19 protein-coding genes are annotated in these 25,857 nt (G+C 30.6%); 3 read left to right on the forward strand and 16 right to left on the reverse strand.

All coding sequences use genetic code 4. The features are described from left to right. Window positions 1-171: 171 nt before the first annotated feature. From D2833_RS03945 to hprK, 7 genes are all read right to left on the reverse strand, one after another. Entirely contained in the window at window positions 172-2,277 is a 2,106-nt protein-coding gene (locus D2833_RS03945; protein ID WP_027333140.1) for a putative immunoglobulin-blocking virulence protein, read from the reverse strand. A 162-nt stretch (window positions 2,278-2,439) separates the two neighbouring features. Further along, window positions 2,440-3,858 (reverse strand): aldehyde dehydrogenase family protein, encoded by a 1,419-nt coding sequence (locus D2833_RS03950; RefSeq protein ID WP_011113974.1) that lies wholly within the window; start codon window positions 3,856-3,858, stop codon window positions 2,440-2,442. Window positions 3,859-3,938: 80 nt separating this feature from the next. After that, window positions 3,939-5,282, reverse strand: a complete 1,344-nt coding sequence (locus tag D2833_RS03955) for an HD domain-containing protein (RefSeq protein WP_027333141.1) — start codon at window positions 5,280-5,282, stop codon at window positions 3,939-3,941. After that, window positions 5,272-6,768: a glutamate--tRNA ligase gene (gltX, locus tag D2833_RS03960; RefSeq protein WP_027333142.1), complete on the reverse strand. Its 1,497-nt coding sequence runs from the start codon at window positions 6,766-6,768 to the stop codon at window positions 5,272-5,274. Before gltX ends, D2833_RS03955 begins: the two co-directional genes overlap by 11 nt. A gap of 30 nt (window positions 6,769-6,798) precedes the next feature. After that, on the reverse strand, window positions 6,799-7,650 hold the full coding sequence (locus tag D2833_RS03965) for a bifunctional 5,10-methylenetetrahydrofolate dehydrogenase/5,10-methenyltetrahydrofolate cyclohydrolase (RefSeq protein ID WP_011113977.1): 852 nt from the start codon (window positions 7,648-7,650) through the stop codon (window positions 6,799-6,801). Between the two features lie 2 nt (window positions 7,651-7,652). Beyond that, window positions 7,653-8,762, reverse strand: a complete 1,110-nt coding sequence (lgt, locus tag D2833_RS03970) for a prolipoprotein diacylglyceryl transferase (protein ID WP_011113978.1) — start codon at window positions 8,760-8,762, stop codon at window positions 7,653-7,655. Window positions 8,763-8,768: 6 nt separating this feature from the next. Next, a complete protein-coding gene (gene hprK, locus D2833_RS03975) occupies window positions 8,769-9,701 on the reverse strand; it encodes an HPr(Ser) kinase/phosphatase (RefSeq protein ID WP_027333143.1) in 933 nt (310 codons plus the stop codon). A gap of 500 nt (window positions 9,702-10,201) precedes the next feature. Here hprK and D2833_RS03980 point away from each other — a divergent pair, with 500 nt between their 5' ends. Continuing rightward, the gene (locus D2833_RS03980; RefSeq protein ID WP_231992447.1) at window positions 10,202-10,972 is read left to right on the forward strand and encodes a hypothetical protein; all 771 of its coding nucleotides are present in this window, start codon (window positions 10,202-10,204) and stop codon (window positions 10,970-10,972) included. Between the two features lie 2 nt (window positions 10,973-10,974). Here the strand turns inward: D2833_RS03980 and D2833_RS03985 are convergent, their stop codons facing one another. The 9 genes from D2833_RS03985 to D2833_RS04025 form a co-directional block, all read right to left on the reverse strand. Beyond that, on the reverse strand, window positions 10,975-11,775 hold the full coding sequence (locus D2833_RS03985) for a TatD family hydrolase (protein WP_011113981.1): 801 nt from the start codon (window positions 11,773-11,775) through the stop codon (window positions 10,975-10,977). 3 nt (window positions 11,776-11,778) lie between these two features. Then, complete coding sequence (mnmE, locus tag D2833_RS03990) at window positions 11,779-13,125, reverse strand: tRNA uridine-5-carboxymethylaminomethyl(34) synthesis GTPase MnmE (RefSeq protein WP_036447292.1); 1,347 nt, start codon at window positions 13,123-13,125, stop codon at window positions 11,779-11,781. A gap of 7 nt (window positions 13,126-13,132) precedes the next feature. Then, window positions 13,133-13,882: a DNA polymerase III subunit delta' gene (locus D2833_RS03995; protein WP_231992449.1), complete on the reverse strand. Its 750-nt coding sequence runs from the start codon at window positions 13,880-13,882 to the stop codon at window positions 13,133-13,135. 19 nt (window positions 13,883-13,901) lie between these two features. Then, window positions 13,902-14,534 carry a dTMP kinase gene (gene tmk / locus D2833_RS04000; protein WP_011113984.1) on the reverse strand — a complete coding sequence of 211 codons (633 nt, stop codon included), beginning with the start codon at window positions 14,532-14,534 and terminating at the stop codon, window positions 13,902-13,904. A gap of 16 nt (window positions 14,535-14,550) precedes the next feature. Continuing rightward, window positions 14,551-15,813, reverse strand: a complete 1,263-nt coding sequence (gene serS, locus D2833_RS04005; protein ID WP_027333145.1) for a serine--tRNA ligase — start codon at window positions 15,811-15,813, stop codon at window positions 14,551-14,553. A 17-nt stretch (window positions 15,814-15,830) separates the two neighbouring features. Further along, a complete protein-coding gene (gyrA, locus tag D2833_RS04010; RefSeq protein WP_011113986.1) occupies window positions 15,831-18,371 on the reverse strand; it encodes a DNA topoisomerase (ATP-hydrolyzing) subunit A in 2,541 nt (846 codons plus the stop codon). 18 nt (window positions 18,372-18,389) lie between these two features. Further along, the gene (gyrB, locus tag D2833_RS04015; protein ID WP_011113987.1) at window positions 18,390-20,336 is read right to left on the reverse strand and encodes a DNA topoisomerase (ATP-hydrolyzing) subunit B; all 1,947 of its coding nucleotides are present in this window, start codon (window positions 20,334-20,336) and stop codon (window positions 18,390-18,392) included. Between the two features lie 192 nt (window positions 20,337-20,528). Next, window positions 20,529-21,497, reverse strand: coding sequence for a J domain-containing protein (locus tag D2833_RS04020; RefSeq protein ID WP_027333146.1), 969 nt, complete (start codon window positions 21,495-21,497; stop codon window positions 20,529-20,531). Window positions 21,498-21,499: 2 nt separating this feature from the next. Then, window positions 21,500-22,675 (reverse strand): beta clamp domain-containing protein, encoded by a 1,176-nt coding sequence (locus D2833_RS04025; protein WP_011113989.1) that lies wholly within the window; start codon window positions 22,673-22,675, stop codon window positions 21,500-21,502. A 1,912-nt stretch (window positions 22,676-24,587) separates the two neighbouring features. Here D2833_RS04025 and D2833_RS04030 point away from each other — a divergent pair. Further along, the gene (locus D2833_RS04030; protein ID WP_011883597.1) at window positions 24,588-25,376 is read left to right on the forward strand and encodes a ParA family protein; all 789 of its coding nucleotides are present in this window, start codon (window positions 24,588-24,590) and stop codon (window positions 25,374-25,376) included. Then, window positions 25,366-25,842: a hypothetical protein gene (locus D2833_RS04035; protein WP_027333147.1), complete on the forward strand. Its 477-nt coding sequence runs from the start codon at window positions 25,366-25,368 to the stop codon at window positions 25,840-25,842. The genes D2833_RS04030 and D2833_RS04035 overlap by 11 nt, the downstream gene beginning before the upstream one ends. Window positions 25,843-25,857: the final 15 nt, after the last annotated feature.

Consider the following 25,857-nt stretch of genomic DNA (forward strand, 5'->3'; position numbering starts at 1 on the left):
TGTTTAACTAAAACTAAAAGCTCATTAAATAACTATAAATCTTTTTGAATCTTTTAAATAGAATTAAAACCTATATATTTTTATTATATATCGATTTTGTTGTGCTGTTATCTTAACACAATGAATAAGTCCACAAGCAGTTGAAACTTTCCACAAGTTTAAAAAACCAGATTATGAATTTTGATTAGTCTTGTTAAGTGGTTGCCCAATTGAATTTAAAGATGGATCAACGTGGAAGATCTTAGGTTTGAATTTTTCTAATTCACTAGCTGACACAACAATTACTTGAGGTTTAGTTCTTCAACCTGCAGCTGCTGAATTAATCGCATCTGCCACAGATTGTGATGAAGTATACACTTTTTTAAATGCACCACCTGTTGTTGCATAATGAATAAATTGTGTTAATTCGATCACACTACCTTGTTCTAATTGATTAGCTTCACCTTTTAAGATTAATGATTCTGGTTGAAGAATCTCAGTTCCTTTACCAAAGTAGATATATCGATCAGGTGAAATTGAAACATATCTTAAAGCTCTATCAAATTGAGCGTGATTAAATTCAGATAAATTATATGTAACTAACATGTTACCATGTTCATCTGTATCGATTAATTCTGAAGATAGGGTTAATTCTCTTAACTCAGCATCATGAACATCAATATTTTGTAATGTTCTAATAATCGGGGCACTTGAGAAGTCTCAAGCAACTGGTTTAGCGCCTTCACCTTGGAAATTACCTTGGAAGATTCTTTCGCTTCTTCTTGCTTTAGCTATATCTAAACCTTCTTGAACACGCTTGTAATCATCATTGCGATCAAACTTTAATTTACCAATAATTGGAGTTGAAGCAACAACTATTCCTTCTCCATAACCACCAACGTTATAAGCTAATAATGATGGGATAAAGTTAATGTGTTTTAGTGCTAATGGGTTAATTGCTCACAGACCACTATTAACTTGTCCAGTTGTGTAAATATTAAGTTCTTTTAAGTGTCGGTTTTCTAATGCTAATAATGAAGTAGTATCAGAGTTTTCAAAGAAAACTGTTAAAGTAGCTACATTATTAGGTAACGCTTTAATAATGTCATATACGTTTCTATTCGTATGTGTTTTACCAACGTTTTGTAATACCACACCAATCTCAGAAGTCGTGTCTTTAGCTTTGTTTAAGAAATCAATGAATTTTTGGTAACCACTAGTCTTATCAACGTCTAAAACAAAGACATTGATTGGTTTCTTATTTGCATAGTAAGAATCTTTAGTATCACCAGGAGTGTAGTGTCTTACTGTAATACCATCATCTGCGGTGATGCCATATTTAGCGTCGTTAATAAATTCGCTAGTCTTATCAGTTTTAACTCAACCACTGAAGTTACCCTCTAAGATATCTCTTGGATTATCAACTGCTCACTTATTAGGTGTTCCTAAAACACGGTGACGATAAACATCCTTGTAGTATTTAATTACTGGGTTGTCACCTTCATTTAGATAACCAAATGAAACGTTAACAGTAAAGTCCATATTAATGTTAATTCTTCATGTTCTGTTTGCTTTAGCTTCAGACATTAAGAAACTATCATTATAAAAAGAGTTTAAAGACTCTAATAATCAATCGATTTTCTTTTTACCACGGATAGTTTCAGTAAATAAACCTTTTCAAACAATGTCATAGAAATCAGGATTAGTACTATATCCAGATTCTTTTAAAAAGGTTTGTTTTGCTTCTAAATCATCAGCACCAGCTACACCTTTAGCTCTAGCTTTTTCAAGTGCTGCTCTAGCTTTAGAGATTGATGCTTTAGTACGCTCGTATAAAGCTTGTGTTTGAGCACTATCTAAAACAGCTTTAGTTGGATCGTTAGGTTGCTGAGGTGTAGTTGCATCCAAACGATAATCTGGTTTGTCATACGTTACGTAATTAATATTTGTTGTCTGAGCAAACTTATCGTTGGGATCAACGGGTCTTGGTTGAGGTTTAGGTTGAGGAGTTGGTTCTGGTTTTTTCTCAGGCTTAGGTTGTTCTTTTACAACCGGAGCCTTAGTTACTGGAGGAGTAGGGGTATCTGGTAAATTATTATCCCTATTAGAGTTATATGCGTCTTGTGCTTTACCATTCCCGTCCAAAGTAACCTTATTTTGTCTTTGAACTAAGGTGTCATTACTACTACCAGAATTTTGACTATAAAGAATCCCTAATGTCGTACCACTAGCAATTGCTAAAGAACTTGTTGATAAAGCAACAATTTTAATGATCTTTCTTTTTTTGGAATTTAACATTGTTATTTAAACAAAAAACTAAAAGCTCATTAAATAACTATCAATCGATTAATATCTCTAATTATATCAAGAAAAGATTAATTAGTGCAAAAGGGTTCATAAACCCTCTTAGAAATAACTAAAGATTCTAACTACATTAAAGATATGTGATTTTGCTTCAGATTATTTAAAAATCTTTTTAATTGCTCTGAATTTATCTTCAGTATAAGGACGATATCTTAAATTATTATCAAACCCAGCTTTGGTTAAGATCGTTTTGGCATAACTAAACGTTTTAAACCCAAAATAACCATGGTAATTACCCATCCCACTATTTCCAACACCACCAAACGGAGTGTGGCTGTTAGCAATATGAATGATCGTATCATTAATTGCCCCACCACCAAACTCTAGGGTGCTAAACACTTTATCAGTAATGACTCTGTCATTACTAAACATATATAGGGCTAAAGGACGTTCTTTGTTCTTTAGTTCTTTTAATAAATGTTCTAGGTTCTCATATTTCATAACAGGGATAACCGGACCAAAGATCTCTTCTTGCATGATCTCATCATTAAAGGCGACATCACCAATGATTACTGGGTGGAAATAATTACCTTGGTTGTTTTTTTGATAAACGATCTTTTCTTTGGGAGTTTTAGCTAATAAAGCTTCTAAACGTCTAAAATGTTGATCATTAATGATGTGAGTCATATTTGATTTATTAAGGTTTAGATCATCAATTTGTTTAATCAATTCCTTAATGAATGCATCATAGAGATAACTATGAACAATTAAATAGTCTGGCGCAATACAGGTCTGTCCAGCATTTAAGATCTTGCCAAATAAAAAACTCTTAACAGCTTTCTCTAGATCTGTGTTTGTGTCAACAATACAAGGAGATTTTCCACCTAGTTCAAGGGTTACTGGTGTTAAGTGGGTTGCAGCTTGTTGCATCACTTTTTTGCCCACATTACTACTACCTGTAAAGAAGATATGATCATATTTTAATGACATCATCTCTTCAATTGAATGTTTATTATTATCAATGAAGTAAATGTACTTTTCATCAAAATATTTGTTAAAGATTTCCAGCATTAATTTTGAAGTGTGGGGAACAAACTCGCTTAGTTTGATGATTGCTGTATTTCCTGCTGCAATTGCTGCCACCAACGGGTTAAAGACCAACAACAGCGGGTAATTCCATGGTGCTACGATCAAAGTATTCCCATAAGGTTGGTAACGATATGAAACCTTGGCAAAAAATTGAAAAGTGTTTCTAGGCGCTTTAATTGGTTTCATTCACTTTTTAAGGTGTCTGATCGCATAGTTTAGCTCTTTTTTTATTAAGACAAATTCGCTAATATATGTTTCATAAGCAGATTTATTAAAATCCTTTTTTAAAGCTTCATAGAAATCATTTTCATAAATATCAATGATCTCTCTAAGTTTTTTTAAGTTCTCTAATCTAAACTGGTAATCCTTAGTTACGTTACTATCAAAAAACGCCTTTTGGCTTTGTAAGATCTCTTTTAAAGTTTTCATAATTTCGTGTTGATTACTTTTATTATAAACGAATAAGCCTTGTTTATTTGTGGTCACACTAACCTTAATTTAAGCTATAAAAAACTAAGTTTTTTCTAACCCAAACCAGCTAAATAAATAATTGATAAACCTATCAATTATGAACTTAATTTCAGATACTTGTTTTTAATCTGGTTAAACAGTTTTTGCTTCTTAGCTGCTTTTTCAGAATCAAAAATAATTAGGTGGTTAAATGCTTCTGGGTGACTAATATCTAATATCATAGAATAGTTGGTAATCGGATAGAATTTCTTAGAATTATGTTCGTAGATATTAATCCCTAAAGAGTTAGATTTCTTAGCATATAAAGTTTTATCTTTATAACTATCTTTTACCAAGAAGTATTGACTGTCATCAATGATATTTTTTAATTGGTTATAAATCTCTTCTCTTCTTAATTGATCATCAAACGTTCAGATTAAAAACTTGTTCTCAACAAAATGATTATTTAATAACGTTTTTAAGATTGGGTCATTAGTTTTAATTCATTGTTGGTATAAAAACGTATTGAAATAATCATCAGTTAAATACTTAAACAGATTTAAATCAACTTTGCTGATATCATTATCAATAAATAATGCTTCAAACAACTGTTGGATAATTTCAAAACCATAAAAGTCAAACTGGTTTTGTTTAAATAGATCAACGATCCGTTTAAACACCAACATAATAATCTGTTCTAAAACCACACTTTTGTGGTTATAGTAAACCGATTTATACATGTGGTAACGTCCGATTAATAAACTCTCGATCGTGGTAATTGCTTTTTTCTCATACCCAACTTGTTTAGATTTGTGATCAAAAACAATCCAACGATCTAAGAGTTTAGAATCAATCGTTCCATAAGTCGCCCCGGTAAAATAAGAATCTCTTTTTAAATAATCGATGCGATCTGCATCTAATTCGGACGAAATTAGTTGTTGCATTCAAAGCGGTTTTTTCTTAAGTAAGGGGTTATTCTTATCAATTAATGCGGCAACATCTTCGGGATTAATATTGTTTTCTTTTAAGATCGGATAGATCTCACCACGTTTATTTAAGATTAGTTTAGCCGTCATCACTTCATGGTGAAACCGTTGCTTATGATCATCCGTGCAGTTATTAAGATAAAACTCAAAAGCGTGAGAGTGAGGACCATGACCTAAGTCATGTAACAAACCAGCACAAATCAACGTTTGCTTATCGTAGTCACTGATTCGCTTAAACGTTGATTTGAACATCATTTTTCTTAACAGTTCATATACCCCAAGACAGTGTGAGAACCTATTATGTGAAGCTCCGGGGAATAAATTGCTAGATAAGCCTAACTGTTGGATCCGTTTTAACCTTTTAAACTCAGTTGTGTGGATTAATTGTTGCATCCAAGCAGTTTTATCTTTAAAAACTACTTCACTATGGATTGGATCTTTTAAAAAATAAGCGCGATTAGTTTTACTTGGCATTAGTTAGATAATTGATGGCATCATCAAGATTTTTAAGAATTGTTTGTTTATCATACAAAGCAATCACTTTGTTTAACTCTGGACCGTGCTTTTTATTAGATAAAACAATTCTTAATGGCATATATAAGTTCTTACCACCTAAAGGTTTTTCTAAAACCAAATCACCTAGTTTAATTTGGTGAGCTAACCAATTAATAATCTCTTTAACGTTATGGTCATTAACCTGATCAAGCTGATTAATCTTCTCTTTAAATGAGATTAAAAGTTGACGATAATTTGGATTAGATTTTAAGAAATCTAGATCAGCTTGATCAAGGTTAGATAACCCAACATGGGGAACAAAACTTTCTTTAATGATCTCGTTGATCTGATAACCATACTGTAATTGGTTTTTAAACATCAAGCAGATCTCATTAACTTTAGTTTTAATCTCATCATATTCATTAAGATCAACATATGGTTTGATGAATGCTAAATACATAACATCATCCATATTTTTGATGTATTCAGATGAGATTCAATTTAGTTTTTTAATATCAAAAAAAGAAGGGGTTGCGCTTAAGTTTTTAATCGTAAACGATTTAACCAACGTAGGTAAATCTAAGATCTCAATATTATCTGGGTGAGATCAACCTAGTAAAGCAATAAAGTTAACTAGTGCTTCTGCTAAATAACCTTTTTTTCTAAACCCTTCAACGAACTGTTCAACCGCTAGATTTCTTTTAGATAATTTCTTACCAGTTTCATCAACAATGATTGATAGATGACCATAAACGAATTCATCTTTGAACCCTAAAGCTTCTTTGATTGCTAACTGGTAGGGAGTGTTTGAGATATGCTCTTCTCCTCTTAAGATATGTGAGATCTTCATATCATGGTCGTCGATCACAACTGCAAAGTTGTACGTCGCGATCTGATTTGATTTTAAGATCACTGGGTCGCTCATTGAACTAGTATTAAAGATTAAGTTCCCACGAATTAAATCGTTTCAAGAATATTCCTTATTATCTCTTAATAATAATCTGATCGTAAAAGGAATCTTATCAGCCAGATTCTTATGAATCTGCTCTTCTGAAAGAAGAAAACACTTTCTTGAATAAATTGGTGGTTTGTACTGTTTTAATAGATCTTCACGGTGTTTTTGTAATTCTTCAGGTGTACAAAAACAACGGTATGCTTTTTTTTCTTCTAAAAGTTGGTAAGCATATTTTTGGTAAACTTCTAGTTTTTCAGACTGACGATAAGGTCCGCTTTGTGTAGGATTTCAAATTGATTCGTCAGCAAAAATATTTAGCCACTTTAAATTATAAAGTTGATTTTCAACACCATCTTCAACGTTTCTTTCAATGTCCGTATCTTCGATACGAACAATAAATTCCCCGTTGTTGTGCTTGGCAAATAAATAATTAAATAAAGCTGTGCGTGCACCACCAATGTGGAAATACCCGGTTGGCGATGGTGCGTATCTGGTTCTAATCTTAGACATATATCTCTATATATAATTTTAATTAAAAAGCTATTTATTAACCTTTTGAATTTCAGATAAGTTAATTAAGTTCTTGACTAAAGAATAAATCGTTAGTGGGCCAATCCCACCAGGTGTGGGTGTACCATATGAAGCAATCTCTTTGAGCTTGTCATAATCAAAATCACCACAAATAAGGTATTTTGATTGTTCTGGATCAAAATATTTATCAATCCCAATATCGATAAATATCACCCCTCGTTTGAACTGGTAATTCGCCAAAAACTTCGCCTTACCCACTGCTGAGATTACTAAATCTGCTACTTTAGTTTTTTCTTCTAACAGTTGACTATTTTCTTTAGTAATCAGATCAAACTTGATCTGATGTTCATTTAAATAATTAACAATCGGTTGGTTTGATGTAATCCCATTACCAATCAATAAGATCTTTTTATCTAAAAAACTAAGCTGGTATTCTTTAAATAGTTCTAGGACTGCATTAAGCACACAAGGGATAACTTTTTCTTTTTGATCTTGATCAAAACGGTGATACAAAAAAGCATCCACATCCAGACGAATGGGGATATTTTCAATGATCTTATTTGTATCTAATCTTTCTTTGATTGGTAATTGAACCAACACTCCGTTGGGATTACTTAAACTAATCTTTTGATTCATCTCAACGATGAATTGGTTCGTATCATCAATCTTAGATAAATCATAAACTTCAGTTTGAATCCCTAATGAATCGCAATAATTAATCTTATTGCGAACATAGATTCTAGAAGCCTCTGAAGGATCACTAATTATGATTAATATTTTAATCTTTTGGTTATTAACTTTTTTAGCTAAATCTTCTTTTAGTTTTTGTGATAATTTCGTGCCATCTAATTTAATAAACATAATTAGTCTTTTTTGATCATTAAATCATAATCATCAGCATAAAAGAACATTTCAGAGAAATTCTTCGAATAGATTGTTGATGATGGTTCTAGTTTTTTTCTTATCTCTTCTTTAGTTAGGTTTTTATATTTATTTAAGTAGTTTTTAAACAACCCAATAAAGTAGATCTTTACTTTGTTAAACAAGAAGAAATAATTCTTCTTGTTTCTAAATCTAGGGAAGATTCATTGGGTAAAGATAAAACCAATTGAACCACCTAATAAGAATAAAACTGAGGTAACGATTGAAGTAACGAACTTGAATTGGCTATCTCTTTGAGTTTCAATAATTAAACGAATAATCCCTGTGGTAAAGAAATAAAGCATCGTTCTGCCACCAGTTTTTAATTCTTTAACAAAGTCAAGTAAGAAAACGATAATAATAAAAGCAATTACGTTAAAGAATGATTCAATTAAGAAGATTGGCACTCTAAACAACGTTACTCCGTTTTCATTAATAAACATATGTTCAAACACCCCAGGCATTAAAACTTTTAAGAAGCCTCATTGGTTTAGTGCTTGTTCTGCTGTTAGTCCTTGACCATAAACTTCGTGGTTAAAGAAGTTACCTCATCTACCGATTGCTTGACCAATTAAAATTGTTGGGATGATTGCATCAGCATAGATCCACATACTTGCTTGCTTATAAAAGGTTTTAGTTACCAAGTTGTGATTTTCATAAACCAGGTAGTTTTTCTTCACATAATATTTTGGTTTACGCAAAATAAAGAAAAAGAAAATTAACCCAGTGGTGATCGTAAATATCACCCCACCTTGGATTGCCAATCCACCTTGGTGGATGGCAAAGAACGGTGTTACACCCACGATTGAATCCCCAATAATGAATGATCAAGTTCTTGCCCCAAAGATGATTGAGATAATCCCAATGAAAACATAATAAAAGTAGGGATTATCATCAACCTTATATTTATATTTGAGTGTTAGGATTCCAGCAATAATTGCGACCAAGATTCCTGTCGCATATAAAATTCCATAATACCTTACGTCGAACGAACCGATCATAAAGGCAGTTCCAAAACTATCGTTTATTGTATGATTGCCTGTTGTATACATAGTTGGTTATTCTTCCTTTGTCATGTATTTGTAATAACGTTCAACAAAATCATCCCCAGAGTTATATTGTCAATCACGTTTTAGTTTTAGATCAATAACTGCGCTTTCAATTAGTTCACTACTTCTACGACCTGAACTAATTGGTAAAACGTAATGAGGAACTTTAATATTTTCAATCACTTTATACCGTGTTTTTTGACCGGTTCGTTCGAAATTATAAGGTTGGTTATTTTGAATGTTAATTAGTTCAACAACTATTGAAATATGGGCTGATGATTTAATCTTTTCAATTCCGTACATCTTAGTAACATTTAAGATTCCAATCCCTCTAACTTCAATAAAGTGTTTATTAATCTCGGTTGGTCGTCCGATTAAACGGTCACCGATTCTGGCAATTGAAATCGCATCATCGGCGACAAATAAAAAGTTTTTGCGAAGCATCTCCATCGCTACTTCGGATTTACCAATTCCAGATTCTCCTATAATTAAAACCCCTTCACCATATACTTCTATTAAGACACCATGGTGAATCGTGTATTTGGCAAGTTGTTTAGAGATATAAAGACCTATTGAGATATTTAATTCGTTAGAATACATATCTGTACAAAGAATTGGGACCTTATATTCTTTGTTACATTCTTTTAAGAAGAATGGATCTAGGAATGACTTGGTTAAGATTAAAACTGGTGGTTGTAATTCCAATAATCTTTTTGTTTTTTCTTTTCTTTCTTCTGGAGATAAAGAAGTTAGATAAGAATATTCGCGATTACCAAGGACAACGGCGCTTTTAATTGGATCTGATTGAAACGGACCAAATAGTTCAAATGTGGGTCTTGATAGCCCTGGCTTTTCAATTACCCGATCCATCTTTTCTTCACCATCTAGGATTACTAAGATGACTTCAAACTTATCGTATATATCTTTTACTGTAAAACTCAAAATAAAACCTTTTATTACTAATTAATTATATTTTTAAAAGTTGGATAAGCGATAAATAAGAAATATTGGTTAGAGTATGTTGGTTAGTATTTGCCGTGTTTTTTTGGTTGATCTAAAAAACCAAAGAACAGGGAATGATGATACCAACCTTGAGGGTGCTAAAGAACTATCTGTAACCTAACCAAAAGTTTTACCAAGCAAGAGATAACAAACCGACAACACAGACTTTTATTAAGGATAAAACTAACCCACCCCTATAAAAACAAACATAATCGCTATATTTTAAAGCTTTTTATCCCCTATATTTAACCAAGACTAAATTTTCCTTTTTTACGTTTTTTTTCTAAACATTCTAAAATTAAAGAATATATTTGTACAATATTACAATATATGTAATTATGTTTGCTTGCAGTTTTGATTTTAATGCGTGGAAAACATGAGAATACCAAAGAAAATATTCCGCATTCGATTTCCTATTTAATTTGGTATGTCTAGGTCTAATGGGGGTATTCATTAGTTTTCCTTGACTTTTAAGAAAACCTGATGGAACACCAAATATCGGAGTCAACTTACCAATCTTTTGGATTGGGATTGCTGCTTCAATTCTGTTTGGTGCTGTGGTCATTATTAATTATGTTTTCGTGATCATCAACTTAAACAAAATTAATAATGAATATCTTAAGGTAAAAAGAATCAATATTCGAGAGAACCACCGGATCCGAGCGCTATTTAATGTTATTCAGTATGCTTGACCTATTTTCTTTATCTACATTGCTTTTAATAAAAGCTTAAAAGAAGATTACCTAAATTTATTAATCTGATCTGTGCTTCGAGCTGAACGAGTGTTCATTATGCAGATCGAAGAAAAATACATTATTAAAAATAACCCTAAGAAGAAATACTTAGAGATTAAAGCACAGAACATTAGAACCTCAGATATCATTAATGAGATTCGAAGAGAATTTAAAAAGATGGGGGCAGTAGCTGAAATCGATCAAATCAGATTCTATCGATTATCAGGTAAACTTTCTAGAAACAATTTAGTTGTTTATAATCGCAATCAAAAACAACCTAAATCGTTAAATAACCAAATAAGATATTTACCTGGTCGTGTTTATCAAAATAAGAATAAACAAGAAAATAATCGCTACCAAAACAATATACCACCTAATTCTAGGAATATGAATGGGCAACCAGCTAAGCAATCTCCTTTTAGCGCAAGAAACTTCCCTAGATTTACAAAACCACACCCATTTAAAGAAAACGAATAAAATTAGTCCTTGATCTTTGGTTTAAAAAGATTGTAGGCATTATCAAATGTGAGTTGTTTGATCTGATCAACGCTCACATTTTTTAATTCAGCTATCTTTTCAATAGTGTATTTCAAATATAAAGAATTGTTTTCTTTTCCCCTAAAAGGATGAGGGGTTAAAAATGGAGCATCTGTTTCAACAAGCAGTTGTTCGTTTTTAATTAATGGAATAACTTCTTGCAATGCTTTAGCATTCTTGAATGTAACAACACCCGGAATTGAATAGAATCTAACTATTTTAGTTGGCAGTTGTTCAAGTAGTTTGTATGTTTCAATATCTTGAGAAAAACAATGAAAAATAATCGGAACTAAAATCTCTTTATTGTTTAGGTATTCAACAAGCTCTTTATGCGCGTTTCTGATGTGCAACATTAATGGTTTTTTATATTTGTTAGCTAATTCTAAATGCATATCAAGGAATTGATATTGAATAGCTTTATATTGATCTGTGTAATAAAAATCCAAACCGCATTCACCAATGCCCACAATTTTATTATTTGGAGTAGATAACATTTGTTCAAAAGTGGTTCTAACTTCTTTAAGATTGTGTTGTTGAACATCATTAGGATGAACAGCAATACAAGCTGAACAATTGTTGTATTTTTTAGTAATATCGTTAGCTAAAATACTATCCTCTAATGTTGTTCCGACCACATTAATGTAAATGTTTTCTTGATCAAATGCTTTTAATAGTTCATCATGTTTAGGAAATAGCTGTTCAATATTAACATGGCAGTGAGTATCGTATAGCTTGTATTTCATAATTTATTTACCTAGACAAAAGTTTTTAAAGATCTCATCGATCAGATTGTAGTCTTCGTATTCAGATAATACTTTTAATAGTGAATTATTAGCTTCATTTAAGTGTTGAATAACAAGATCATGATATTGGTTAGGGTCGTTTAATATTAAATTAATATTGTACAGAGCTGTTTGTAATAAGTTGATTTGTCATTCTTCTTGAAAGATACTATCTTGTTTATTTTCGTCATTAAAAATTGCTAAACTAGTTTCCTCTAAATATTTAATTAAGTCACTAATATCGTTATTTTTAGCACTGATCTTAATTTGAATCTCACCAGTGTTTAAAGTGGGGTCTACTTCATCTACTTTGTTGCCAACTAAAACAAACTGTTTTTTCTTATTAATTAAATATTTGTAAATGTTAGTTTTGTCGTAATTTTGATATTTATTTAAATCGATAAGGTAGATTACTAAATCTGATTTATCTATTGTTTTAAAACTTTTGTTTATTCCGATTTGTTCAATTTGATCACTACTTTTTCTAATTCCAGCGGTGTCAATAAGATTAATTATTAATTCATCGTTTAAAACAATCTGACCTTCTACTGTATCTCTTGTGGTTCCTGGGATATTGGTAACAATTGCTTTTTGTTCGTTTAATAATGCATTTAATAATGAAGATTTTCCTGCATTAGGTTCGCCAACGATAGCAATCTTTATTCCTTCAGAAATTTGTTTTAATTTTAACGATTTATTAACAATTCTTTGCAGTTTTTGCCGTATATTTGTTAAATTTTTAAATTCTTCAGTAAGTTCTTTTTTCTCGTCTTCGTACTCAGGATAATCAATAGCAATTTCTACTAAACCAATAAGTCTAAAAATTTCTTGTTGAATATTTTTGATGTCCTTAGAAAACTCACCACTTAAAGCTTTAATACTAGCAGAATGACTTAAGTTATTTTTTGCAAAAATTAGATCATGAATTGCGGTAGCTTGATTAAGATCAATCTTTTTGTTTATATAACTTCGTTTAGAAAACTCCCCTCTTCGAGCTAAATGTGCTCCGTGCTTGTTTAATAAGGCCATTATCTTATTAATAACAAAAAGCCCACCGTGACAATTAATTTCAATAGAATCTTCACCAGTAAAGCTTTTTGGTGCCACAAACTTCATTAATAAGACATCATCGATTATCTGATCATTATCTACTATTCTTGCATTCTGAATTCGATAACCTTCTTTAGTTATTTGTTTGTCACAAATTTTATTAATGATCTCAAAAGCATCAGGGCCAGATAATCTAATCACATGAATCGCACTATTATACGGGGCTGTTGCTAAAGCATAAATGGTTTCGTATTTTTTCATGATTTTATTAATCAATAATACTTATTAAAATAGCGTTTTTTGATAAGTTTAAATTTAGGTTGTTTAAAATAGGTATTAATTTACTTTTTCTTTTAAAATCGCCGGTAAAAATAAGATAATTTAGAACTAAACTTATTTCGTAATAATCTATTTTTTCAAAAAGATCTCTAATCTTAATTATCTGGTCAAATTTCTTATTATTTAATTCTAAAAGATGAATTAATTCTAATAGTTTAAAAATATCTTTAGTGCTTTCATACTGTAAGATATCATCATAACTATAAAACATAATTTTGATTAGCTCTAATTCTTTGGGTTTGTATTTATTTTTAAACTCAACTTTTTCTTCGTAAGAGTTTGTTGAATACCGCACACATCTACTGACAATTGTATCTAAAACGCCATAAGGTTTTCTTGTAGTTAAGATACCAATCGTATTATCTTTTGGTTCTCCTAGGAATTTTAATAAAGAGTTTAATGATTCTTTATTGGCTTTTTCAATCTGGTGAATTATATAGATCTTAATTCCTCTGCTTTCAAGTGCAGTATTATTAAACTTATTTTGAATATCAATTATTTCTTGTTTTCTTATAACTTTATTATGCGGATAAACATGAATTAAATCATAATAACCATTATTAATGATTTTTGAACATCATACGCATTTTTTGCATGGTTTGTTTGCTTCTGTGCAAACAATATTAATTAAATATTCCTCTAAATATTTCTTTAAATAACATCCTTTATTTTCAAACAAAAGAATGGGGATATATTTATTAGTTAAGTTCATGATTTTTTACAAAAAGCGTAATAATATTTACTACTTGATCATAGACAGTATCTAAATCTAACGAAGCGTTAATGATCTTAGCTTTTTTGTTATCTTTTAATCTTTCTAAATATGCGTTTCTAATCTTGTTGATCCGTTCTTTTGTATAAGCATCCAAATGATTCATTGTACTACGTTCAGATATTCTTTTGGCTGCTATTTCTGGATCAACATCAAACAATATTGTTAAATCAGGTTCTAAACCATCTGTTACGTATTCGTTAATCTTCTTAACTTTTTCATAACCTGCATTTTTAATCAATCCTTGGTAAATCCAAGAAGAAACGACAAAACGATCGCAAATGGCAATTTTATTCTCATTTAATGCGGGTAAAATCTTCTTTTTTAAATGTTCGTTTCTTGATGCGCAAAAGAGCAATGCTTCTGTTAACGGATCGGAGTTTGATAATTTCATAATTAATTCACGAACAGCTTCAGAAGTATCACAACCTCCTGGTTCTCGTGAATAAATTATTGGTTGAGAATTAATCATCGTATGTTCGTTCATCATTCTTTTGAGAAACGAACTTTTACCCGATCCATCAACTCCTTCGATTACAATAAAAACTCCTTTTTTCATGCAGGTTATTTTTTATCTATTTAATGTATTCTTTACCAAAATATTTAACTAAAGCTTTAGGGATCTTAATTGATCCATCTTTTTGTTGATAGTTCTCAACAATTGCCACAAACAAGCGATCATGAGCTAAAGCACTCGCATTAAGGGTGTGAACGTATAAGTTTTTCTTTGAGATTGCATCTTTGAATTTGATATTAGCTCTTCTTGCTTGGAAATCGCCACAATTTGAAATCGAAGAGATCTCACGATATTTATTTTCAGATGGGATCCATACTTCTAGATCATAAGTTTTGGTTGCACTAAAACCCATATCACCAGTACATAAAACCATACGGCGGTAGGGTAGTTCTAATAATTCAAGAATCTTTTCAGCATCTTTAGCCATCGCTTCATGTTCTTGTTTAGAAGTACTTGGGTGAACGATCTTAACTAGTTCGGTCTTATAAAATTGGTGCTGACGAATTAATCCCTTAGTATCTTTACCAGCACTACCAGCCTCAGATCTAAAACAAGCAGTAGATGCAGTATAGTATTTAGGTAAGTCAGCTTCTTTTAAGATCTCATTACGATGTAAGTTAACTAATTGTACTTCAGCTGTTGAAGCTAAATAGTAATTAGTTCCTTCTAGTTTAAAGACATCTTCAACAAATTTAGGAAACTGCCCTGAACCATAATAAGAATCTTTATTAACGATTACTGGTGGTAAATATTCTTCATATTTATCAGCATTAACATCTAGACAAAATTGTTGGATTGCACGCATTAATCTAGCGCCATCTTTTTTATAAATTGAAAATCTTGATCCAGTTATCTTACTAGCGACATCAAGACCAATCATCTCGAGTTTCGTTGCTAATTCATAGTGTGGTAATGGTTTAAAATCAAAGAAAGTTGGCTTTCTAGATTTAAACATCTCCACATTTTCTTTTTCATCCTTACCAATTGGTACGTCTTCAGTTGGTAAGTTGGGAATACGCTGGTAAATATAATCAAAATCTTCTTTGATCTCATTATATTTAGCTTCATTTTTTTCTAATTCAGCACGTAGTAACCCACCTTCTTGAATTAGTTTTTTTCTTTGTGCATCTGATTCAGTAGTAGCTGCTTTTTTAGCATTAATATTCTTTTGTTCGTTTAGTTTTTCGATCGTTCTAAGTAGAGTACTTAATTGTTTTTCTAAACGCAAAAATTCATCGTATCAGTCTAAATTAAACGATCGACTTTTAAGCTGCTCTCTAATCTCCTTTGAATTAGTTTTTAAGAGATTTTTGTCTAGCATAATCGTATATTTACCTATTATTCTTTGTCTTGATCTTGATTTGAATCATCTGATGATAATTCTGTATCAGGATTATCTGAACCAACTTGTTGACTATCATCTTGTTCAACATCAAAGATTGCTACAGATTGTAGTGTTTCTTTTTCATTTAATGAGATTAATTTAACACCAGAGGTGTTTCGTCCTTGTTCAGAAACTTCAGCTAACGGAACACGAACGATCTTACCTGTTGATGAGATCATTAATAGCTCTTCATTACCATTAACTAATTGCGTGTTAATGATATTTCCGGTTTTAGGTGTAACTTTGATCGTAATCACCCCTTTAGAACCACGGTTGGTCATGCGGTACTCTTCACGGTCAGTCATCTTCCCAACACCTTTTTCACAAACCGCAAGTAATAAACTACCTTCGTGGGATGATGATAATCCGATTACTTCATCATTAGGGTTTTTGAATTTAACACCAATTACCCCTTGAGCAGTTCGACCCATTGAACGCACAACATCTTCTTTAAATCTCACAAGTAAACCAGATGAAACACCGATATAAATCTCTTCGTCACCTGCAGTTTTAATTACCTTGAATAAACTGTCGTTTTCAGTTAACTTAATCGCAATCTTTCCGTTGTTTTGAATTCTAGAAAACTCAGACGCTTTAACCCGTTTAACAAGACCTTTTTTCGTTGAGAAGAAGAAATAACCGCTGTCATAATCATTGATTGATAATAATGACATTAATTTTTCATCTTTTTCAATACTGATTAAATTAATTGCTGGAATCCCTTTAGAGATTCTAGAACCTAATGGAACTTGGTGAGCTCTTATTCGATAAACTTTACCATAGTTGGTAAAGAATAAAAGATCTGAGTGCGTTGAACACACGATTAATGATTCAACATCATCATCTTCGTATGTGTTCATTCCTTTAACCCCAACACCACCACGGTGTTGAACTTTATAAGCACTAATCGGGATTCGTTTTAAATACCCTTTAGATGATCTAGTAATTACTACTGTCTCAACAGGTATTAACTGTTCGTTATCGATCGTTGAATTAAGACCATAACAGATTTTGGTTCTTCTTTCATCACCAAACTTATGATCAATTTCATCAAGTTGATCAGAGATGATCTTAATTCTTCGTTCTTTGTTTTGTAAAATCTCTTCTAGATCTTTAATTAGTTCTTTTAGTTTAGCTAATTCTTTTTGTAAGTTCTCACGTTCAAGTCCGCTTAAGCTTCTTAAACGCATATCAAGAATCGCTTTTGCTTGCAGATCACTAAGTTCATACTTAGTCATTAAAGTGTTTTTAGCATCTTCATTATCCTTAGCATTCTTAATGGTCTCAATAACATCATCAATGTTATTAGTTGCGATTACCAAACCTTCAACGATATGAGCTGAAGCTTTAGCTTTTTTCAGTTCGAAATTAGTTTTTCTTAATAAGATATCAAACTGATGATCGATATAGATTTGTAATGCTTCTTTAAGGTTAAGAACCTTAGGTTGGTTATTTACCAAAGCAAGCATTGCTACTGAAAAATTAGTTTGTAACTGAGTTGATTTATATAGTTGGTTTAATAAAACTTCAGGAATTACATCCCGCTTAGTTTCTATTACAATCCGAATCCCTTCACGGTTAGATTCATCACGTAGATCAGCAATCCCTTGAATCTGTTCTGTTTTTACTAGTTCAGCAATCTTATTAATCAGATTGGCCTTGTTCACCATATAAGGGATCTGAGTAATAACAATATTGCTTTTATTGTTAGCTAATTCTTCAATCTCAGATTTAGCCCGAACTGAAACAGAACCTCGACCAGTATTGAAGTACTCATTAATTCCAGTTTCACCTAAGATCTCAGCTGCTGTGGGAAAATCAGGACCCTTAATGAATTCTTTTAATTCCTCAATTGTCGCATTTTCATTCACTAATAAATGTTTAATCCCACCAATTAATTCGCTTAAATTATGTGGGGGAATATTAGTTGCCATCCCTACAGCAATACCACTTGAACCATTTGCTAATAAGTTAGGAAATAATGAAGGTAAAACAATCGGTTCTTGTTCTGAAGCATCATAGTTATCAACAAAATCAACAGTATCCTTATCGATATTGCGCAACATCTCTGCCGAGATCTTAGATAATCTGGCTTCAGTATAACGCATCGCAGCTGCGCTATCACCATCGATCGAACCAAAGTTACCATGCCCATCAATTAACATATATCTTAATGAAAATGGTTGTGCCATCCGCACCATGGTTTCATAAATCGCACTATCACTATGAGGGTGGTATTTCCCCATAACGTGACCAACGATCTGAGCTGATTTACGATATGGTTTATCATGAGTTAAACCTGAAGTGTAAGCACCATACAAAACCCGACGGTGCACTGGTTTTAAACCATCTCTAGATTCAGGTAAAGCTCTTGAAACAATTACAGACATGGCATATTCCATGAATGATGTTTCTAGCTCTTTAGTAATTGATGCTTCTTTAACTACTGTTTTATTTAACAGTTCTTTTATATTGTTTTTATCGTTAGGATTCATTGTTTAACCTGATTATCATTAGAAGTCAATATTCTTAACTGATTTAGCATTCTTTTCAATGAAGTCACGACGTGGTGAAACTTCATCACCCATTAGTAGGGAGAATGTCTTATCAGCATTAGCAGCGTCGTTGATTGAAACTTTTAATAAAGTTCTCTTCTCTGGATCCATAGTTGTTTCTCAAAGTTGAACATCATCCATTTCTCCTAGCCCTTTATAACGTTGTAATTCATAACGCACATTTGGATTTTGGTTTTTTCATTCTTCTAATTGTGCGTCTGAATAGATATATTTGTTTTGCTTATTGTAGCTAACACGATATAAAGGCGGTTGAGCAATATACACATGTCCTTTTTCAATCAATGGAAACATATGTCTAAAGAAGAACGTTAACAATAAGATCCGAATGTGAGCACCATCGACATCAGCATCGGTCATGATGATAATTTTGTTATAACGGATCTTATCAAGTGAAAATTCAGGATTAACACCAGCACCAATTGCAGTTATTAATGTTCTAATTTCTTCATTTTTAAAGATCTTTTCGTGATTGGCTTTTTCTACGTTTAACACTTTCCCACGAAGTGGTAAAATCGCTTGATAAAAACGGTCACGACCAGATTTAGCTGAACCACCAGCTGAGTCCCCTTCGACGATGTACAGTTCAGAGATCTCCATATCTTTAGTTGTACAATCAGCTAACTTACCTGGTAATGAAGCTGATTCAAAAGGTGATTTTCTAGCTGATTCTAAAGCTGCTTCAGAACGTTTACGTGAAAACATTGCTGAAACTGCTTTAGCAGTAATCTTAGCAGCTTCTTCTGGATTTTCTAAGAAAAATCTTTCTAATAGTTCTGACACAACACTATTAGTAAATTCTCTTACTTCAGTATTACCTAAACGGTCCTTAGTTTGACCTTGGTATTGAGGTTCTGAGTGCTTAATTGAGATAATTGCGGTTAAACCTTCACTAAGATCTTCTTTGCTAATCTTACCGTCAGTTTCTTTAATAAACTTCTTTTCTAACGCATAGCGATTGATGATCTTATAAAGAGCGTTCTTAAACCCTTCTTCATGAGTTCCGCCTTGGTTGGTGTGAATGTTATTACAGAACGAATAAGTTGAGTTGTAATAACCGTTTGTATATTGAAACGCAACTTCTAATAGCATCGTTACTTCTAGATTTCTCTTAGGTAAAGTAACTTTAGTTTTCTTTTCACCATAAATGATTTGGGGAATAATTGGTTCTTTAGAAGCATTTAAATTTTCAACGTATTGCTTAATTCCACCTTCATATAATCATTCTTGCTTAGTCTTCTTATCAGTTCTTTCATCATTAAAAATGAATTTTATTCCTTTGTTTAAGAAGGCTAATTGTTCGATCCGATCAGCTATGATCGTTTCATCGTATTCAAATTGTTCCATGATACTAAAATCTGGAACAAACTGAATTCTTGTTCCTTGTTTTTTACTATCAGTTCCAATTATTTCTAATGGTTTTAATGGAACCCCACCATCTTTAAATTCGATGTAATGAATTTTGTAATCGCGATTAACTCAAACTTTGAATGATGAACTTAAAGCGTTTACTACTGAAGCACCCACACCATGTAAACCACCTGACATCGAATAAGTATCGCTATCAAACTTACCACCAGCGTGCAAGATCGTTAAAACAGTTTCAACTGTAGATTTATTTGTCTTTTCGTGGATATCAACCGGAATTCCCCGACCATCATCTTCTACTTCAACTAAGTAGTTATCTTTTAATGTCAGTTTAACAGTTGTTCCATAACCTGCCATCATTTCATCGACAGAGTTGTCAATGATTTCTCAGATCATATGATGAAGACCTTTTTGATCTGTTGAACCAATATACATACCAGGTCTTTTTCGGACAGCTGATAATCCTTCAAGGACCTTAATACTTTGAGAGCTATATTGATCTTTTTTTGTGTTGTTCACTTGTGGCTGTCTCCTAGCTGAAACTTCAACTTATAGCACTAAAATAAAGATATTACTTTTAACGATATTAGTCCCTTAAAAGTAATCTATTCTTTATATTTAGTTTTATGCTATTTTTATTACGCATAATTCAGTTTTTCAGCACTCAAACCGATGCTGCATAATGTAGGTTTATTATAACATATAAGAATTCTAATTATTGAACTGATAAGTCTTATAATTAAAGATTTTTGTGTTCGGATTTTTGTTATTTTCACTAGGTACTAAAAACCACAAACTGCTCTTTTCATTGTTCAACATACTAGAGAAAATTTTTAACCGTTTTTCCACTGAAGGAACAACCTTAAAACGAACGATCAAATCACCTTGTCAACCTAATGCAACATTACCCTTACCAAAGAACTCAGAGATATCTCCGGTTTTGGTATTTTCTGGAACAATAAACGCATAATTTCTTAACTCTTCGTGCCAGATTTCAAAACTACGGTTTAAATTGATTACTTTAATCTTGATTGGAATATTAATAATCTTTTGACTATCAATTTCTTCTTGGGTTACTTCAATAATCGCTTCAATATTAAAGTACTTCTTTAACAATAATCAAGAACTAAAATCATAACGATGCTTTAAATACTCAATCAATTCGTTTTCGGAGATATCATATCTAATTACATCTGGTCGATTAATTAGTCTCTTAACTAAGTTGTTAGGTAAACTAAAACTTGTGTCTAGTTCATAAAAAGCACAAGAAATATCAAAATCTAAAAAAGCCCCTAACCCATCAATTGAGATCTTATCAAACTTATGATAAAGGTTATATTCTTCGTAGTAATAATTAGAAGGATTGAAATCTCATTGCTGAGTTAAACTTACATTTTTTGTAAAGTTTTCATGTCAAACCTCAACACCTGAGTATTCGTATGTCAAACCATCAGCCGAAAACTCAAAAGTCTTAGAATTTTCGTGATCTAACATGAAATCATATTTTTCACGTTGTACTTCGTCAGAAAGAATTGAATAAGCGTTATTGATCTGTACAAATTTATCATGACCGTTTTTATTAACGTCGGGATGATACTTTTTTGCTAATCGTTTATATGAAGACTTTATTTCACTCAGTTTTGCGTTTTGATCAACTTCTAATAATTCGTATAACGTCATAATTAGTTTGTAGATGAAGGCGCTAAAACTTGAACAAATTTAAGCTTGAACTGGTCGTTATTTTTTTCGCACACCTTCAAGATACAACCAGATATTGCTGATTGTAATAAAAGCTTAAATTCTATATCCTTTGATTCGAACATCTTGATATGTTCTTGAAGATAAAAAGGATTAAGATTTATATCCTTAACTTCTCCTTGAAATTCGCTAATATCAAATTCAGAGTTGTAAGAAGCGATATCAAATGAATTAGTACTTATTCTTAATGTGTTTTTCAGAATCTCAAAATTAGCATCAGCGTTGTTTTTACCCTGATCTGACAGAGATAAAACCCCAGTTAATGCATGGAGGTTGTTACTGATAAGGTCTTTATCTACAACAAAGCTACTCACAACCTTGTTTGCATTCAGAATTTTTTTAAACTCAGGGAAGGGTTCGTTTTCCACTCTTAGATATAAAACGAACTTATTATTTGTTAGCACAACCTTGTCGCTTTTTTTACTAATCTTCAACAGTAATTGATCTTTGTCTTTTAAAAAGGCTGCAACATAAGAAAGTGAAAGAGCGTTAACTGAAAAATTAAATTTAGCTTTAAGAGCATCTTCAGTATCATTTACTTTGTAATAACAGCTAGATAATTTAATCGCATCAGACCCAGTGATTCAGATGTTCATGTCATCTGCTTCCTTTTGAAAATTAATAGCTGAACTAATAGAGTTTTTTGTAGTTTGGAATGAAGTTGAGTGAATAACTTTTTTAATGCTCTTTGCGAATAAAAAACTGTCTACATCAATAACACTGAAGTTAGAATCGTCAATTTCAATTTCAGGATAAGAAACATCTTCTTCAAGGTTAAGTGATGTTTGCATTTTTCCAGCCCTGATAATTAACTGATTATCAAGTTTAGCAAGTGTAAAGTTATCAGACACGATTGATTGAATAATCGTTATAAGTTTTTTTGCATTAACAATTACTTCACCTTCTTCTTCAACATCGATATCATCTTCAATTTTGTAAATCGATGAAACCTGTCCATTACTAGAGTATATTTTGCACTCTTTGTTGTCGATCTTAATATAAAGATTCTTCAGTAATTGTTCAAAGTTGTTGTCTGAAGAAAAATTACTTGAAAACTTAATAGCTTCTAAAAATGAGCTTTTGCTAGTAAAAAATTTCATTAGATATATTTTATATTTTATTTTTTATTATTAACCATGATAATTGTTGATAAATCTGTGGATAACTCTAAAAAAATTCCGGATTTATAAAAGTACATTAAAATATTTATATTTTAATGTAAATATTATATCACTTTTTCACAAAAACGTGTATTATATATAAGGAGTTTTGTAAATTATTTAACTATATTACTATGTAATATAGTTATTATATCAAAACAAACTAAAACAGTAGAGCAACCTTTAAAAATTAACTAAAAACTAAATACAAATTTGTTTATAGACGAAAGTTTTTCTATTAATATCCCCACATTAACTCTATCAAAACCCCTATACTAAAAAAAAAACACACACTCTGAATACATAACTTGTATGTAAAGTTTGAGTGAAGTTAAATCGCTTTAATATTGTAACAATATTGTTTGTAAAAATATTTATTTAATATGAAAAAAATATTGTGATTTTTATCGGAAATATTGTGATTTTCTAATTCAGGCCAATTAAAAATATCAAAACTAATTACTTAAATAAAAATATCAATAAATAAATTAAAAAACTTATTAACATTTCTACTAAGAGAGTTGGTATTTGGAAATAATATTAAAGTAATACACAATATTAAAAAAATATTATTAGTATTTAAACGATTAAGTACTTTTTCATTCTTTTGTCTATCTGTAAAAGACACTAGGTAAGGATTACTTTATTAACAAGATAAAGAGAAAAGAATTTATTTTTAATAATACGATTTTAATATTTTTAAAATATTATTCAATTTACGTTGTTTTATTACCAAAAATAGAATATTAAAACAATATTTATAAGTTAATTAAAATTAATACTTTTTAAAACAGAACAACAATATTATTTCAATATGGTCACAGTAGTCACAATAAAGTTGATAATATTTAAATAATATTAATTAAATATTTATTCAAGAATTTATTATTCTTGAATAACAGCAAAATAAACTTTTATAGAACTGAAGAGCATTCTTAAAAAAGAAAAAACCTAATGCTAACGGCATCAGAATTAACTAATACGAAAATAATATTTGATTACAAGAGAAGCAAATAATATTGTTAAGGGATCAATATTGTAATAATATTAAAATCATATCATTGAAAGTTAATGCTTACCAGTAATATTACTAACAGATAGTTTAATGTAGATGTATTAATATTATAATAATATTAAAGTCATATTGTAAAAAGTTTATCTTTAGCAAAAAATACTACTAAACGGAGAATTTAATATAGATATATCATTAATATTTAAATAATATTACTTCATAAGGAAGCAATAATAACAAATATTCTTAACTTATAAATAAGCAATATATTAATAATACGGTAACAATATTGTTTTAATACTACATTCGTAATAAAGCTAGTTTAAGAGATTATTAAAATAATATTGCTTTGAAACTGTTAAAAATTATCTTTCTTAACAATATTGCCAAATCCGATTTTGTTTTACTTCAACGGGAATAAGTTTTTAACTAAACTTTGCAGTCTAATTACTAAAAATATAAAAACAAACTTAGGACTAAAAAGATTTAAAATGATTAGCGTAAGGCTGAGGTTTTAGTTTAAATATACAAAGTAAAGTATTTTTTATTTAAAACAAGTTTTAAAAATACCAAAATGATATTTTATTAATATTGTTATCTATATCAAGATTTATAATATGTTTTCTTGAGCACTTTTTTCAAGATTACCTAATAACAATATATCTTTAATATTTAATTACTAGGAAAATAATATTGCGAAAATTACCGAGCTTTTTATTTTATTATTTTGCTCCACAATAAAAAACTTCACAACTATTTTAATTGTTTGTTTTCTAACAATATAACTAATATTATTTTAATATGAATATTATATTGTTATAATATTAATAACGATAAATTATGATCATTTCATTTATTAACAATAAAGGTGGTGTTTTGAAAACAACCCTAGCCACTAACATATGTGGGGTGTTTTCTAAATTTTTTCCTAAATCAAGGTCAGTTATTGTTGACTTAGATGGTCAAGGTAACGTATCTGCTACATTTGGTCAACATCCAGAACGTTTAAAAAACACACTTATTGATATCTTTAGAGGTGAAAAAGATATTGATGATTGTGTGCTAAATGTATTTCCTTCTATAGATATTCTTCCTTCTAATCACGAACTTAGCTTTGTTGATATGGATGTGGCTAGAAAAGAATACAAATTATCTGTAATAAAAAACCTAATTGAAAAATTAGAAGAAATGTATGATTTTGTGTTTTTAGACACTCCTCCCGCAATGTCTACTATTGTTTCTGTATCTATGCACATATCAGATATGATAGTTATTCCTTTCGAACCAGATCAATATTCTATTTTAGGTTTGTTAAGAGTTATTGATACAATTGAAACTTTTAGAGAAAGAAATGAAGATTTAAAAGTTTTGGTTGTTCCTACCAAGGTGAATGCTAGAACAAGATTACATAATGATGTCTTAAATATAGTAAAGACAAAATTAAGCAAAAAAAATATTCCGTTAAGTAAAAATATAGTTTCTTTTACGACTAAATCCTCAGCATCAGTAGGTTATGAAAAATTACCGATAGTTTTAATTAATCAACGCTCAAAATATCAAGAAGAATATATCGAAATTACCAAAGAAATTATTAATTTATTAAAGGATAACAAGAACAATGGAAAATAAAAAAGCTAAAAAAAAAGAACGAAGATTTACAGATCTTAGCGCAGATTTAGACGAAGAAGTAGAAAAAATTGATCCTGAGTACGAAGATTTTAAAGAAATAAAGATCGAGAAAAATAAAGATAATCAGGTAATAGATAAAAATGATCCGTTCTTTTATTCTGAATCTTTTGAAGAAGCAAGAATTCAACTTATAAAAGATAAAAAAGTAGAAGTAAAGAAAGAAGAAGAAAAAGTTCAAGAAACAACGGTAAAAAATAAGATTTCTGAGGCTAAAAAAGAAGAAGCTAAAGATGTTTATATCGACAGCAGCTTAGAAATCGCAAGTCAAGAACCTTTAACTAAAGGAATGCATTTTTATACAAACTCAAGAATTATTAGAAAAGTAAGAGAGTGTGCTAAAAATAAAGGATTAAGTATATCAAGATTAATAACAATGATTCTTGATAAAAGTATTAAAGAGGAATAAAATAGGTAAGATTTC

The sequence above is a fragment of the Mycoplasmoides gallisepticum genome (assembly GCF_900476085.1).
Taxonomy (GTDB): domain Bacteria; phylum Bacillota_I; class Bacilli_A; order Mycoplasmatales; family Mycoplasmoidaceae; genus Mycoplasmoides; species Mycoplasmoides gallisepticum.